Below are 14,887 nucleotides of genomic sequence, written 5' to 3'. Positions count from 1 at the left end.
AAAGATACGCATGCTAGTCGGAATTCCATTGGAAGCGAAAAGCTCACAAGCACCGAAACCAAAAGAATGTGCTCAAGAAATGTCTCAGTATCTCGCAACAGTCGCTGAAGAGCGTTGTAAGCGGTCGTTTTCTAAAATATTTAGTTATTTCGCACCCAGGTTGCGCTCTTATGCTCTGAAGCAAATAGGGAATGAAGCGCTGGCAATGGAGTTAGTTCAAGACACCATGTCGAATGTTTGGCAAAAGGCGCATTTATTCAATGCAGATAAAGGTTCACCCTCGACGTGGATTTTCACTATAGCTCGTAACATACGATTCGACATGCTACGTAAACAGCAGAATCGCAAAGAAGACATTTGTTCAGACGATTTGTGGCCAGTCTTGTGTGAACACACCGCAGACGCAAACGAAGTGCCACTAGATGAGCAGATGACGTTGGAACAGGTCAGCAACTTGTTCAACAATTTACCTGCTAAACAGAAAGTCGTCATTGAAGCGATTTATGTTGAAGGAAAGTCTCAACAGGAAGTAGCAGACGAACTAGATATTCCCCTTGGAACTGTTAAGTCTCGAACCAGACTTGCTCTCCAACGATTGAAAGAGATGTTAGTAGATCATGATTAATTTTCACCCCACTCAGACACAGTTGATTGATTTCGTAGAAGGCAATTGCGCTTCTGCTATGTCGTTAATCATCTCGGCTCATTGTGATATGTGTCCACAATGCAGACGGTCAGTTGATTTATTAGAGGCTCGGGTAAGCGAAAGTGCAATGGAAGGGTATGATGACAGCGTTGATTTTTCTTCAATGCTCGCAGACATTACTCGCTTGCCCGCTGCAGAGAGTTTTTCGATATCTCGTAAAGAACAAACCATTGAGTTAGATGGGCGTCAATTTAAAGTGCCTAGAGCCTTGCGTCGCTATGTTGATAAGACCGGCAACTTTTCGCACTTACTCGGAAATCTCTGGCAAGCGCCAGTAGACCTAGGGCCTATCGGTAAAGCGAACTTCATTTACATGCAAAAAGGTGGTGCGGTTCCAGAGCATACGCACCGTGGAAATGAGATGACGCTGGTGATCGATGGCGAATTCAGTGACGGGATTTCTCATTACGATACAGGTGACTTTATTTTAATGAACGATCAAAACACGCATGCTCCGCATTCTGAAGCTACTGAAGGTTGTCTCGTGTTTTCGATTGTCGACGCACCACTACACTTCACTTCAGGTGTGGCGCGGCTGCTCAACCCATTTAGCCATCTATTTTTTTAGAGGTTAATTAAGTCATAGAGGTGGCACACCTTCTCGAACAAAAAACGCGCTATTAAGCGCGTTTTTTTATTTGCCAAATAGGACAACTAGCCTGAGTAGGTGCTGTCAGGAAAGTTGAGTCGCAACGTCTTTAGTGCGTTATTTTTCAAGTCGGTCAAATCAAGTTGATCATAACACTCAACCATAATTTCTAACGCTCGCTGGATTTCGGTTGAATCTGGATAGTATTCCAAAACATATCTTCCCCGATTGGCAGCGGCAACAAAGGCTTCGCGACGCATATAAAATCGTGCGATGGCAATTTCATATTTGGCTAAGCGATTTTTAATGTAAACCATACGCTTTTTTGAGTCAGCAGCATATTTGCTGTTTGGAAACTTATTAATTAAGCGGCGGAAATCGTCAAATGCTTCTCGTGAACGGGAAGGATCTCGATCTGAGCGATCCATTCCTACCAATTCTTGGAACAGGTTTTTATCAGAATCCATATTGGTTAAGCCGCGCATGTACAAAGCGTAATCAACATCAGAATGGTTAGGGTTCAATCTAACAAAACGGTCGATCGTCGCTAATGCTTCATCGGCTTTACCAATTTTATAGTAGGAATAAATCAGATCTAGCTGCACCTGGTGCGAATGAGGACCAAACGGGAAGCGCGAATCAAGCGCCCCCAATATATTTGACGCTACATTAAAGTTGCCTTGAGCCATGCTTTGCTGAGCTTGTTCATATAGAGCACTTTCACTGCGATTCGCAAGCAAAGCGTCGTCCTCATCTGGAGAGGTAGAACAGCCATATAAAGTGACCGCCGATAGGAGTAGAGCTATTTTGAAGAATGAATGTTTAGGTGTCATATTACTCTTTTTCATTATAAGCATTCAGCAGCATACAAAAATCCGCTAAACTTAAGTTTTTATCATTCAATTTATCGATGCATTCTACCTTAGGGATCTAAGGGATGCACTTTTTATTGCCACCATCATTGACTGACAGGACGCTTTTTTACATGTCAACCCACCAACAAGCTGTTCTTCTAAGCGCAGAAATACCAGAAAGTCTTTTGGGTAAGCGATTAGATCAAGCATTAGCGCAATTGTTCCCCGATTATTCAAGATCTCGCATAAAAGAATGGATTTTGGCCGGAAAAGTCTCGATTAATGGAGAAATTTGGGATAAACCACGAGAAAAAGTTTTAGGCAACGAAGCTGTTGAGATAAATGCATCGCTCGAAATTCAAGAGCAGCATCAAGCCCAAGACATCTCATTAAATATTGTGTTCGAGGACGAACATTTATTAGTCATTAACAAACCGGCAGATCTGGTGGTACATCCTGGTGCCGGCAATGCAGATGGAACCGTGCTAAACGCTTTGTTGAATCATGCTCCGGAAGTTGCGTCTGTACCCAGAGCTGGCATTGTGCATCGACTAGACAAAGACACTACCGGACTCATGGTCGTTGCAAAAACGGTCCCAGCTCAAACACACCTGGTAGAAAGTCTGCAAGCCAGAGAGATCAGTCGTGAATACGAAGCAGTTGTCTATGGAACCATGGTTGCAGGTGGTGTTGTTGATGCACCGATCGGGCGGCATCCAACAAAACGCACCAGTATGGCAATCAGAGAGACAGGAAAGCCAGCAGTTACCCATTATCGAGTTAAACAAAAATTTCGAGCTCATACACACATTCGACTGAAATTGGAATCCGGACGCACTCATCAGATTAGAGTTCATATGTCTCACTTAAAATACCCACTGGTAGGTGACGTACTTTATGGAGGGCGCCCTCGCTTGCCGAAAGCCTGTTCTGAAAACATGATAGATATGTTGCGCGGCTTTAAGCGCCAAGCGTTGCATGCTATTCAACTTGAGTTGTTTCACCCGATTACTGGAGAATGGATGAGTTGGCATGCACCACTTCCTGAAGATATGGTAGAGTTACTTGCGGTATTACAAGAAGACACTAAAGAACACGGGATCGCAGATGACTGAGCAACTGGCAACTTCGGTTATAACCCCACATTGGCAACTCCCTGAGGGAGTGTGTGCGTTTTATTCCAATCGTAACGGGGGCGATAGTGAAACCCCCTATGATTCTAATAATCTGGCCTTACATGTGGGGGATGACTCAAATGATGTTATCAGTAATCGAGAGTTTTTGCCGATGAGTGAACGCATTGCCTGGTTGAATCAAGTGCATTCTAGTCGTTGCGTGAAAGTCACTGACGATTATTTTCTGAGTTTGGAACCGGCTAAGGCAGATGCGAGTTTTACCTCGCAAAAAGCAACGGTTTGCGGTGTGTTAACGGCCGATTGTGCCCCAATCTTGATTGCCGACCAGAGCGCTTCCTGTGTCGCCGCTATCCATGCAGGATGGCGGGGGTTGGCCAGTGGTGTGATACAAAATACAATCACGGCACTACCTGTTACTCCTGAATCACTGACAATCTGGGTTGGGCCGCACATTTCCCAAACGCATTTTCAGGTAGGTGAAGATGTTAAATCAGCGTTTGAGCAATATCCCGAAGCCTTTGTCGAAGATAAACAAGCGGGCAAATTTAGATGTAGTCTGTTTGCAATCATTGAAACTATTTTACATTCAATGCATGTACCAGATGTTATCAACAGTGGTATTTGCACGTTTGAACAGCATAACGCCTTCTTTTCGCACCGGCACGCGCAAAATAATAACGTGTCACATACTGGCCGCTTTATCAGTGGGATTTATTTAAAACCCTAAGTGTTGGAGGGTTTTAAGCGCTGCTCGGAATAAGCAATCCCTGTTGACATAGCTCAATACTATTTAATTGCTATGTTGTGATAAGTTATTGAAATAAATGCGTATTTTAAGTTGATTGTAGTGTTCTTTTTTGCGTTACGGTCACTTCAATATCTAATCTGGATCAAGAGATTTGACTCTTTATCTTGAATCAAAGGGTTTTCGGTCCCATTAATTGTTTAAGTTATTTTTTAGGAACAATTTATGCGATTAGATAGATTTACCAGTAAATTCCAGATGGCAATCTCTGACGCACAATCCATTGCGTTAGGAAGAGATCATCAATACATTGACCCAGTTCATTTGATGACGGCATTGCTAAATCAGCAAGGAGGTTCGATCCGCCCGCTATTAGATAGCGCAAATATTAACGTTAATGCATTGCGCTCTTCTCTGGCTGAGGCCATAGAACGATTGCCCCGCGTAGATGGCATTGGGGGGGATGTTCAACTCAGTAAAGACACTATTGTCTTACTCAACCTTAGCGATAAAATTGCGCAAAAACGCAAAGACGAATATATCAGTTCGGAAATTTTTGTGCTTGCCGCGGTTGAAGACAAAGGCAAATTAGGTGAAATCTTCAAACAACTGGGTATCACCCAAGAAGTAGTCGAAAAGGGCATAGAAAAGATGCGTGGTGGTCAAAAAGTCACGGATCCGAATGCTGAAGATGTGCGCCAGGCACTCGAAAAGTTTACTACTGATCTCACAGAGCGCGCTGAGCAAGGAAAGTTAGATCCTGTAATCGGACGGGACGAAGAGATACGCCGCACCATTCAAGTTCTACAAAGACGCACCAAAAATAACCCTGTGTTAATTGGAGAGCCCGGTGTGGGTAAAACGGCCATCGTCGAAGGATTAGCACAACGTATTATCAATTCAGAGGTACCAGAAGGACTCAAAAACAAACGTGTGCTTGCCTTGGATATGGGCGCTTTGGTTGCCGGGGCAAAATTCCGTGGTGAATTTGAAGAGCGCCTCAAAGCCGTGCTCAATGAACTGTCTAAAGAAGAGGGCAGGGTCATACTGTTTATCGATGAGTTGCATACCATGGTCGGCGCTGGTAAAGGTGAAGGCGCCATGGACGCCGGGAACATGCTCAAACCAGCGTTAGCCAGAGGGGAACTTCACTGCGTTGGTGCAACAACTCTGGATGAATATCGTCAATACATCGAAAAAGATGCGGCACTTGAGCGTCGTTTTCAAAAAGTCCAAGTGGATCAACCTAGCGTTGAAGATACCATCGCGATACTTCGCGGTTTAAAAGAGCGTTATGAGCTTCATCATTCCGTTGATATAACTGATCCGGCTATCGTCGCTGCAGCATCCTTGTCCCATCGATATATATCGGATCGTCAGTTGCCAGATAAAGCCATTGATCTGATTGATGAAGCGGCCTCTAGCATTAGGTTACAAATGGATTCCAAACCTGAAGATATGGACAGGTTGGAACGCCGAATCATTCAATTGAAACTCGAAGAGCAGGCATTGGCCAAGGAAAAGGATGATGCGAGTCATAAACGGCTCGAGCTTATCGAGTTGGAGCGGGAACAAGCAGAAATTAAATATGGCGAACTGGAGTCAATTTGGAATTCTGAAAAATCGGCGATGCAAGGCACACAATCAATAAAATCTGAGCTGGAGCAAGCCAAACTAGATATGGAAATCGCCCGAAGAGCATCAGATTTGAGTCGCATGTCAGAGTTACAATATGGCCGTATTCCTGAGCTAGAGCTTAAATTGGAACAGGCCGCAGAGAGTGAGCAAACCGAGACGCAACTGGTAAAAAATAAAGTCACCGAAAACGAAATCGCTGATGTACTGTCTCGCTGGACCGGTATTCCTGTAAGTAAAATGCTAGAAGGCGAAAAAGAAAAGCTGCTACGCATGGAAGAAGTGCTCCATAGCAGAGTAGTGGGGCAATCCGAAGCGGTTAGTGCAGTATCGAATGCAATCCGCCGATCCCGTGCAGGTTTATCCGACCCAAGTCGGCCGATTGGTTCGTTCTTGTTCCTCGGGCCGACAGGTGTTGGTAAAACAGAGCTATGTAAGGCGTTGGCAGGATTTATGTTTGATACCGAACAAGCCATGGTACGCATTGACATGTCTGAATTCATGGAGAAACACTCCGTTGCAAGGTTGGTCGGCGCGCCTCCTGGTTACGTAGGATACGAAGAAGGTGGCTACCTCACCGAAGCTGTGCGCCGCAAGCCTTATTCGGTCATCTTATTAGATGAGGTGGAAAAAGCTCATCCCGATGTGTTCAACATTCTTTTGCAAGTGCTGGATGATGGTCGATTGACCGATGGCCAGGGACGCACAGTAGACTTTAAAAATACGGTGGTCATCATGACCTCGAATATTGGTTCGGACGTGATCCAAGATAAACACCTGGAGAGCCAATACGAAGAGATGAAAAAGCTCGTAATGGATATAGTTGGACAGCACTTCAGACCAGAGTTTATCAATAGAATCGATGATTCTGTCGTGTTTCATCCACTTGGAATTGAGCAAATTAAGGCAATTGCAAAAATCCAGTTATTGTCCTTGCGACAACGTCTGAATGAAAAAGGATATAAATTGGAATTATCCCAGCAGGCACTCGAGAAAATTGCTGAAGCAGGTTTTGATCCCGTTTATGGGGCTAGACCGCTTAAAAGAGCAATTCAGACTGAGATTGAGAACCCACTTGCGCAGAAACTGCTTTCAGGTGAATTACAACCTGACAGCACTATTCGGATTGATTCTGATGGGGAAACTTTACAAGTACTCAGTTAACCGGGCAATCACAACTAAAAACGCCAGCGATATAATCGCTGGCGATTTGCTTGTTATCAACTGGCAAGTATTAGTTTATAGTTTTTCCATCAGCAATAAGGCGTCTTGCCGTTCATTGAAGGGATAACTAGTCGATAAGGCTCGATTTAACGAAGACTTAGCCTCTGAGTTTCTGCCTAGTTTATGAAGCGTATAGGCAAGATGGTATTGGTTAGAGGGATCGTCGGAATTCATTGCATAAGCTTTACGCAATATTGTGAGCGCTTCCTGATGTTTGCCATTGAGTGACTTAATCCAACCCTGCGTATCGTAAATTGCGGCAACTTCAACACCTTCTTGAAGTGCTAAATTAATGTATTCTTCCGCTTTATTTAGGTCTTTATTAACGTATATATTTGCCAGGTTATTTAAAATAAATGCTTTGTTGGGTAAGGCATCCACTTCCAATAATCTCTTGTAGTGCGGCATCGCTTCATCCATGCGACCTTGATTAACAAAAAAGTCAGCCAGTAAGTTACGCTGGAAATGATCCTGTGAAGATTCAGCAACAAGTTTTGTAATCCTTTTCTCAAATCCGGCAACGTCTATGCCTTCAGAGGCCAATTGATAATATTTCGCCAGTGCTACACGGTAGCCATTTGCTGCATCCAGTGCTTTTGCATACTCTTGAGCCGCTTTTACTTTGTCTTGTTGTGCTAAATAGACATCTCCTGAGAGTACCAGCAATTGTGGTTCTTGTTTGTCACCTGTTAGCCAAGTGTTTAGCATGTCACGGGCGGTCACGTAGTCATTAGAAGCCAGGTGAACTCGAACAAATTCCGTAGTTAAAAATAAGCTGTCGGGGTGGATTGCATGGGCTTCAGCGATGCTCTGTTTGGCCGCTTCCAATTCACTTGCTCTAAATTGAATTTTACTCAATTCAACTAACCCAACAGGATCATCTGTAACTAAAGACTTTATCTTGCGAAGCTCTCGTTTCGCACGATCAAATTGTTTTAATGCCAAATATAACTCAGCCCTTTGCATTTGGTATTTAGGTTCTTCCGGCTCAGTTTTAATCGCTATATTGAGTTGTCTGACGGCGCGGTCCAGTTCACCGCGTTGAGCATAAATTGTCGCCAACAATTCCAACGCCGTGAGATTATCAATATCCTTTTCTAATACTCGCTGTAGATTATCAATGGCGGGGTCAACAATTCCGGCATTAAATTGATTGCGTGCTAATAACGTTAAAACACTGACTGTGTCTGGACGAATTTGATTGAGCTGATCAACAATGTTTAACGCTTCTTGATGTTGACCGCGAGAACTTAGCAAGTTTGCTTTATTAAACCGTGCGGCAAAGTGCTCAGGGTTAATCGCTAGGGCTTTGTCGAGAAACGTTTCCGCATCGGCCAAACGTTTCAAACGGATTAAAATAGCTGCCTTGATGTTTAAAAAATCGATGTTATCTGGCGCTACTTCCAGCAACTTATCAGCAATCTCATTGGCTTCTTGTATATTCCCCATATCGATATATAGTTGAGCCCGAGTAATAACAAAACGTATGTTATTGACGTTAGGCGAACGATTTAGTTTATTGACTGCCTCGTCGAACTTGCCCCTTGATGCAAGAGTTTTAATTTCCAATAGCTCCACACTAGGGTTGTCAGGATATTGTTCGTTTAGCTTCGAGGTAATTTCTACCGCTTTAAACGCTTTGTTATCGGCGAGATACAATTCGGCAAGCAATAGTGCCGATTCGATATTCTTCATCAACTCTCTTTCGTGCCTTTGCATGGCTTCAAGGGCTAGTTTTTGTTCGTTCAGTTTGACGTGTGTTTGTGCGAGCAATGCAACAGCTTCCACATTGTTTGGAACAAAGTTAAGATATTGAATGAAGTGCGTTTTTGCTTGCAGGTAGTTTTGCAACGCGAAGGCAGAAAGGGCGCTAACATAGATTAAAGAAGGATCTTCTTGCAAGGTTTCGCCTGTGAGTCCTGCTAACTGCGCACTTAAGTTTTCCAGTTCCCGAGCTGCATCATCACTCAATTGATTTTTCGCTAATATCCAAGCTTTGAGTAACATGCCTGTAGGGTCGCCAGGCGTCTGCTTCAATATTTCATCTAACAGTTCTTTTGCTGAATTGATATCTTGTTTTTGCAGATAGGCGGTGACCAATGAACGTTTTATTAGTGGGTCTTCATTGTCTAAGTTATAACTAGTGCGGTAGATCTCTATAGCTTGGTCAACTTGTTTTTGACGAAGATAATAATCGCCTAGAAAACGCCAGGTTTGTGCATCCTGATCATCCAGTTTAAAAGACTGATCTAAGTAAGATTTTGCCAATTCATAATTGCCTTCATTTAACTCCAATGAAGCGAGAGCATTGTGGGTTCGAACGCGATTAGGATCAGTCCTTAGTGCTTTTAAGTAACCCTCTCGAGCCCCTTCAATATTACTTAAATTTTGATTGGCTGCAGCAACAATTATTTGCCAATCTGTTGCTGCTTTGGGAGTTAGATTTTTAAAATCACTATCGATAATTTTATCGTTTTGACCGGTGAATAACCAAACTTTACCAATGGTATCAACCACTAGACTTGGATCAGCTCCTAAGGTCAACGCTTCTTCCAATACTTCTTCTGATTCTTGCAGATAACCACTGATCAACAAAACCTTTCCCATTAGAATTTTGGCAGGTAAGTTATCTTCGTCTTTTTGTAAGCTATTTTTTAGATGAATATAAGACGCTTCAAAATCTTGTTCTTCAAATGAGGCCAGGGCTCTTTCATAGTATTCACTGCTACTTTGGGAAAATGACGCAGTAGCAAATAAGGTTAAACCGATTAATAGACTAGATTTAACTACTTTAATCACGTGAAATCTCTCTTAAATGGAATAGTGGACAAACTGCGACCTCTAAGATACATGAAAGTCAGTATTTTTTACACTGGCTAAATACCATTCACCAAAGGAGATGGCTGCATTCATAAGTACAGCAAGTTTTCTGGCATAGCTCGTTAAAAGTAGAAAAATCAGGCATAAAAAAAGACGGCGAACCGTCTTTTTCCACAATCTATATGTTTATGCTTTTGTCTTACGACGAAAAACTGCGGCAACGCCGGCCAACAATAATGCAAAAGTCGCTGGTTCAGGAACCTCAGTTCGATGAGTGAGTTGAGTGCTTATTGAGCGAAGTTTGAAAACGTCGTTTCCTTCGTGATTAACCGAACCTCCGAAAACCGGATTATAAACGCCAACCAACCAATACTTAGATTCGAATCCAGAAGACACGGCCTCTGAGCCTACTCCAATGTTGAATGAGTCTTGTCTGAAATCCCAACCTTGATTGAGCAAATCGCTCCACTTAGTGTTACCACTAAATGGTGTGCTGCCTAAATCTGTGCCACCTTGATAGCCAAGAATGCTTGCATCAGAGTCGTAGCCGCCTGTCCACCCTATATTGATGGCTGTCAATTCGACTGCTTCATCAAAGCTGAACAAAACCATGTCAAAATCCTTCTCGTCTCTGTTTTGACCGCGACTATCGATAGCATGGTTTGGTGAGTTGTCACTCTCGTCTTCGTTAATTGCACCTAAGCCAGAACTGTAATTTGTGAGCTGAGCTCTTTCGATGAAAGGGTCAGTATCCCTACGAAAGGTATTCCCACATTCTGGGCCCGAATTACACGCTCCTTCACCCGTTGATGACCATGCAGTAACCTTTACGTTAACACCGCCTGCAGACATATTGATCTGAGAGTTTGAAGAACCGCCAGTAACGCTAACGTTGTTAGACGAAAAATCCCAATTTTGCGTCGTAAAAGTTGTGGTGCTTGCATTTGCATAACTTGCTAACGTTAATGCAAAAATGCCTGTCAGTGCTTTTTTCAACATAATTCTTTTTCCGGTATTCTTATAATCTACGGCAATGCCGACTACTGATTCGTAACAAAGCAAAATCTATGCCTACGCTATAAAGTCATTTAAAAACAATGTTTTGACATTGTGATTGGGACTGGTGTATTTCTAGTTGTAAAGTATCTCGACAGTGTTTGGTACTAGTGTTATTGATAGGCGACTAATTTTTTTCCCATGGGCAAATCACCTTCAATATATCATTTCCATGATGGATTTAATATCGTGATTTGTATCCCTGTGTTATCTTATATCGAACAAGCTTGGGAGGATAAATGGCTGAAACGAAACGCAAAGGTATTTATTTATTACCTAATTTACTGACTACAGCGGGACTTTTCTCGGGGTTCTATGCTGTTGTTTCTTCAATGAATGGTCATTTTGAAGCCGCTGCAGTGGCGATTTTTGTTGCAATGGTGTTTGATGGCCTTGATGGTCGTGTCGCTCGGATGACTAACACTCAAAGCGAATTTGGCGCTGAGTATGACTCTATGGCCGATATGGTGTCTTTTGGCATGGCACCAGCGCTGGTTGCTTACAATTGGGGGTTGACTGGGTTAGGTAAAATAGGTTGGTTGGCAGCATTTGTGTATGTCGCGGGCGCAGCCTTGCGATTGGCAAGATTCAATACTCAGCTTGGCACTGCAGACAAACGGTTTTTCCAAGGACTTGCAAGTCCGGCTGCTGCCGCATTAGTAGCCGGATTAGTGTGGGTTGGCGGCGAATACGGATTAAACGGCAATGACTACGGTATTGTAGTCGCTATTGTTACTGGTCTTGCTGGTTTACTGATGGTCAGCAACTTTAAATATAACTCATTTAAAGAGGTGGACTGGCACGGTAAAGTGCCTTTTGTTGCGTTATTAGTGATAATGTTAGTTTTCATTATTGTCGCAACAGAACCGTCCTTAGTTCTTTTCATTGTCTTTGCTTTATATGCCCTTGCGGGACCTGTCAACACCTTTAGAAGTGTCGAAAAAGTTCGGCTTGAAGATGTTGTGGGCGATCATGAAGAAGAAGATAGTGAGTTTGAAGGGGCGACAACTAAAATTGACGAAAATGTCGAATCTCAATCTGAGCATAAAGAATCCTAAAATAACACTGTCAGAAAATTTAACGATCATTCATCTGAGTGACTAAGCTAATATTTTAAGTTGTTGATAGTAAAGGGATAAAAATTTTGGAACGGTTATTGCTAAATCATTCCGCAGAGATCAGCTACGTTAAAAACTGATCGCTCGATTGAAAAAATAATAAAAACAAAAAATAAACTTAGTAATAAAACAAAAATAAGGTCCACTTATGAAGTATTTGAAAAACGTTTTACTCGCAACAGGATTGGTCGCTACTACCCTTGGCATGTCTTTGTCAGCAAATGCTGGTGCAATTATTCAGCAAGATATCTACCTTGACGTTGCAGAATTTGATGCATTTCCTAACGGTTTAGGAATTACTGATGGCATGGACCAACTGATTGGTTCTATTACCTATGCAACACGTGATGCAGACGGTGCTGGGGAAATTTTTGCTGAAGATGTTGATTTAGAAATCAACCTTGGCCCTGTAACCTTAACTGAAGCAGATTTGTTGACAGGTCCATTCCCACTAGCAGTGCTAGTGTTGGATGATACGTCAGTCACTACGGGTGCTGCATTGTTCGTTTCAGATTTTGAATTCGATTTTGCCGGATTGTTATACACAGCTACTGCAATTGCTGATAGAGACTTTGGTGGATTTTTTGAATTGTCAGAAGACTTCTTCCCAGTGGTATTTGGTGAGACTCGTCTTGGTAACGTGACATATGTTCCAGAGCCTTCAGCACTTATCCTAATGCTTGCTGGCCTTGGTATGCTAGTTCGCAGGAAAGTTGCTGCAAAATAAAATATAGCGCTCTACCATGTTGAAAGTAAAAGCCCGGCTCTTGCCGGGTTTTTTATTTTTGTCTTTTCTTTTTACTATGAATTGATCCTCAGGTGTCAAATTAAAGGCGCGCTATTTTGGCGCGGTTGTTGCAAAACCTCCATACATCTCAATAAACGTCAAAAATTCGTTGTATGGAACTGGCAGGCTATTTTAATCGCATCGATAAAAATCAAGTTAAGAACTTCACCAATGGTGTAGGGGCTCCCCTTGTCCTGTTAGCGATTATGGGTATGGTGATATTGCCCATGCCAGCGTTTCTACTCGATATCTTATTTAGCTTTAATATTGCTTTATCGTTAATGGTTATTTTGGTCTCTGTTTTTACCAAAAAGCCGGTCGAGTTCGGTATTTTCCCATTAGTCCTGTTGATAGCCACCGTTTTACGCTTGGCATTAAACGTTGCCTCAACGCGTATTGTTTTACTTGAAGGTCACGAAGGAGGAGACGCCGCTGGTAAGGTCATACAAGCGTTTGGTGAAGTGGTAATCGGTGGGAATTACGCAGTCGGTATCGTAGTATTTGCGATCTTACTGATCATTAATTTTAAAGTGGTTACTGCTGGTGCCGGCCGTATCTCTGAGGTGAGTGCACGTTTTACCTTGGATGCAATGCCAGGTAAACAAATGGCAATCGATGCTGATTTGAACGCCGGTTATATTGACCAAGACGAGGCTCGTAAAAGACGAGTTGAAATTACTACCGAAGCCGACTTCTACGGCTCAATGGACGGTGCGTCAAAATTTGTGAAAGGTGATGCTATCGCAGGATTGTTTATCATGCTGATCAATATTGTTGGTGGGTTGTTCATCGGGATAATTCAGCATGATCTGGACTTTAACGAAGCGATAGAAATCTACACGATTTTGACTATTGGTGACGGCTTGGTTGCACAAATACCCTCGTTGCTACTATCCGTTGCCACTGCAATTATTGTCACCCGTGAAAACGATTCGCAAGAGATGGGTCAAGAAATGCGTCGCCAACTCGGCAGTCGCAAAGCTTTGTATGTTACGGCAGGGATACTCTTTGTGATGGGGATAGTGCCGGGAATGCCTCATTTGGCATTTTTAGGATTTAGTGCCATTGTCGGTGGCGTTGCGTTTTTCAATGACTGGCAAGCTCGTCGCCAAGCAAATTTACCAGAAGTCATTGAGCCTAGTGCTGAGCAAACACAACAACCTGCAGAAATCAAAGAACTCGGTTGGGATGACGTACAGCACGTGGATACGATTGGCTTGGAAGTTGGCTACCGTCTGATTCCGCTTGTTGATAAAACCCAGGGCGGTGAATTACTCACTCGTATTAAAGGCGTACGTAAAAAACTGTCGCAAGAACTCGGGTTTTTAATTCCTCCTGTGCACATTCGCGACAATTTAGATCTCAGCCCCAATAACTATACGATTTCCATGCTCGGTGTGAACGTGGGTGATGCTGAAATTAGTCACGATGACGAATTAGCCATTAATCCTGGGCAGGTGTTCGGTAATTTGGAAGGTAAAGCGACTAGAGACCCAGCATTTGGGCTAGATGCCATATGGATTAGACCACAACAACGCGAACACGCGCAAACCTTGGGTTATACCGTTGTAGATTCTGCCACTGTAGTTGCTACGCATTTGAGTCAATTATTGACTAACAATGCTTATCAGCTGCTTGGTCATGAAGAAGTGCAACAACTCTTAGACATGTTAGGTAAAAGTAGTCCTAAATTAGTTGAGGGACTAGTGCCTGAAATCCTCCCGCTAAGCACAGTAGTTAAAGTATTGCAGACCTTGTTGTATGAGGGAGTACCCATCAGAGACATGCGTACAATCGTGCAAACCCTAAGTGAATATGGCCCCAAAACTCAAGACCCAGATGTACTGGTTTCAGCCGTCCGGATTTCACTTAAACGTCTTATCGTTCAAGAGATTAATAATAACGAATCCGAACTGCCGGTCATTACCTTGGCACCAGATTTGGAACAAATGTTGCACCAGTCATTACAAGCTGGTGGAGAAGATGGTGCTGGCATTGAGCCCGGGTTAGCAGAGAAATTGCAAAACTCACTGACCGAAGCATCTCAACAACGAGAACTTGAAGGTGAGCCTGCAGTGCTACTTACATCAGGTATGTTGCGGCCCGTACTATCGAAATTCTTCAAACATTCGGTGATGGGGCTGCATGTTCTGTCTTACCAGGAAATTCCTAGCGATAAACAAATCAGAATTGTTAGCGCAGTAGGACAATAGATTA

Annotated in this window: 11 protein-coding genes; 8 read left to right on the top strand and 3 right to left on the bottom strand. The window is 43.0% G+C overall.

Annotation, left to right across the window (positions count from 1 at the left end; all coding sequences use genetic code 11):
• Nucleotides 1-10 precede the first annotated feature (10 nt).
• Both FM019_RS19145 and FM019_RS19140 read left to right on the top strand, forming a co-directional pair.
• Nucleotides 11-625: a sigma-70 family RNA polymerase sigma factor gene (locus tag FM019_RS19145; RefSeq protein WP_143837661.1), complete on the top strand. Its 615-nt coding sequence runs from the start codon at nucleotides 11-13 to the stop codon at nucleotides 623-625.
• Complete coding sequence (locus tag FM019_RS19140) at nucleotides 618-1,274, top strand: ChrR family anti-sigma-E factor (RefSeq protein WP_143837659.1); 657 nt, start codon at nucleotides 618-620, stop codon at nucleotides 1,272-1,274. The genes FM019_RS19145 and FM019_RS19140 overlap by 8 nt, the downstream gene beginning before the upstream one ends.
• Nucleotides 1,275-1,360: 86 nt before the next feature.
• On the opposite strand, the gene FM019_RS19135 is transcribed toward FM019_RS19140, so the two are convergent.
• Nucleotides 1,361-2,128 (bottom strand): outer membrane protein assembly factor BamD, encoded by a 768-nt coding sequence (locus FM019_RS19135; protein WP_143837657.1) that lies wholly within the window; start codon nucleotides 2,126-2,128, stop codon nucleotides 1,361-1,363.
• A 152-nt stretch (nucleotides 2,129-2,280) separates the two neighbouring features.
• On the opposite strand from FM019_RS19135, the gene rluD reads away from it, so the two are divergent.
• The 3 genes from rluD (at nucleotide 2,281) to clpB (ending at nucleotide 6,829) form a co-directional block, all read left to right on the top strand.
• Nucleotides 2,281-3,264, top strand: a complete 984-nt coding sequence (gene rluD, locus FM019_RS19130) for a 23S rRNA pseudouridine(1911/1915/1917) synthase RluD (protein ID WP_143837655.1) — start codon at nucleotides 2,281-2,283, stop codon at nucleotides 3,262-3,264.
• The gene (gene pgeF / locus FM019_RS19125; RefSeq protein ID WP_143837654.1) at nucleotides 3,257-4,012 is read left to right on the top strand and encodes a peptidoglycan editing factor PgeF; all 756 of its coding nucleotides are present in this window, start codon (nucleotides 3,257-3,259) and stop codon (nucleotides 4,010-4,012) included. The genes rluD and pgeF overlap by 8 nt, the downstream gene beginning before the upstream one ends.
• A 243-nt stretch (nucleotides 4,013-4,255) precedes the next feature.
• Nucleotides 4,256-6,829, top strand: coding sequence for an ATP-dependent chaperone ClpB (gene clpB, locus FM019_RS19120; protein ID WP_143837652.1), 2,574 nt, complete (start codon nucleotides 4,256-4,258; stop codon nucleotides 6,827-6,829).
• A gap of 75 nt (nucleotides 6,830-6,904) precedes the next feature.
• Here clpB and prsT read toward each other — a convergent pair whose 3' ends face one another.
• Both prsT and xdp1 read right to left on the bottom strand, forming a co-directional pair.
• Entirely contained in the window at nucleotides 6,905-9,688 is a 2,784-nt protein-coding gene (gene prsT / locus FM019_RS19115; RefSeq protein WP_143837650.1) for an XrtA/PEP-CTERM system TPR-repeat protein PrsT, read from the bottom strand.
• A 207-nt stretch (nucleotides 9,689-9,895) separates the two neighbouring features.
• Nucleotides 9,896-10,708, bottom strand: a complete 813-nt coding sequence (gene xdp1 / locus FM019_RS19110) for an exosortase-dependent surface protein XDP1 (RefSeq protein ID WP_143837648.1) — start codon at nucleotides 10,706-10,708, stop codon at nucleotides 9,896-9,898.
• A gap of 296 nt (nucleotides 10,709-11,004) precedes the next feature.
• On the opposite strand from xdp1, the gene pssA reads away from it, so the two are divergent.
• From pssA to flhA, 3 genes are all read left to right on the top strand, one after another.
• Nucleotides 11,005-11,823 carry a CDP-diacylglycerol--serine O-phosphatidyltransferase gene (pssA, locus tag FM019_RS19105; protein WP_143837647.1) on the top strand — a complete coding sequence of 273 codons (819 nt, stop codon included), beginning with the start codon at nucleotides 11,005-11,007 and terminating at the stop codon, nucleotides 11,821-11,823.
• Nucleotides 11,824-12,031: 208 nt separating this feature from the next.
• Nucleotides 12,032-12,610: a PEP-CTERM sorting domain-containing protein gene (locus FM019_RS19100; protein ID WP_143837645.1), complete on the top strand. Its 579-nt coding sequence runs from the start codon at nucleotides 12,032-12,034 to the stop codon at nucleotides 12,608-12,610.
• 173 nt (nucleotides 12,611-12,783) lie between these two features.
• On the top strand, nucleotides 12,784-14,883 hold the full coding sequence (gene flhA, locus FM019_RS19095) for a flagellar biosynthesis protein FlhA (protein WP_143837643.1): 2,100 nt from the start codon (nucleotides 12,784-12,786) through the stop codon (nucleotides 14,881-14,883).
• Nucleotides 14,884-14,887: the final 4 nt, after the last annotated feature.

Origin of the sequence: Aliiglaciecola sp. M165, from assembly GCF_007197995.1 — a bacterium.
In the GTDB taxonomy this organism is placed as follows: Bacteria; Pseudomonadota; Gammaproteobacteria; order Enterobacterales; family Alteromonadaceae; genus Aliiglaciecola.
This window is presented reverse-complemented; position numbering and strand designations above follow the sequence as displayed.

What these genes read in the sequence shown, in the direction of transcription:
- FM019_RS19145 (WP_143837661.1), top strand. Translation starts at nt 11, where the DNA reads ATGCTAGTCGGAATTCCATTGGAAGCGAAAAGCTCACAAGCACCGAAA.
- FM019_RS19140 (WP_143837659.1), top strand. Translation starts at nt 618, where the DNA reads ATGATTAATTTTCACCCCACTCAGACACAGTTGATTGATTTCGTAGAA.
- FM019_RS19135 (WP_143837657.1), bottom strand. Translation starts at nt 2,128, where the DNA reads ATGACACCTAAACATTCATTCTTCAAAATAGCTCTACTCCTATCGGCG.
- rluD (WP_143837655.1), top strand. Translation starts at nt 2,281, where the DNA reads ATGTCAACCCACCAACAAGCTGTTCTTCTAAGCGCAGAAATACCAGAA.
- pgeF (WP_143837654.1), top strand. Translation starts at nt 3,257, where the DNA reads ATGACTGAGCAACTGGCAACTTCGGTTATAACCCCACATTGGCAACTC.
- clpB (WP_143837652.1), top strand. Translation starts at nt 4,256, where the DNA reads ATGCGATTAGATAGATTTACCAGTAAATTCCAGATGGCAATCTCTGAC.
- xdp1 (WP_143837648.1), bottom strand. Translation starts at nt 10,708, where the DNA reads ATGTTGAAAAAAGCACTGACAGGCATTTTTGCATTAACGTTAGCAAGT.
- pssA (WP_143837647.1), top strand. Translation starts at nt 11,005, where the DNA reads ATGGCTGAAACGAAACGCAAAGGTATTTATTTATTACCTAATTTACTG.
- FM019_RS19100 (WP_143837645.1), top strand. Translation starts at nt 12,032, where the DNA reads ATGAAGTATTTGAAAAACGTTTTACTCGCAACAGGATTGGTCGCTACT.
- flhA (WP_143837643.1), top strand. Translation starts at nt 12,784, where the DNA reads ATGGAACTGGCAGGCTATTTTAATCGCATCGATAAAAATCAAGTTAAG.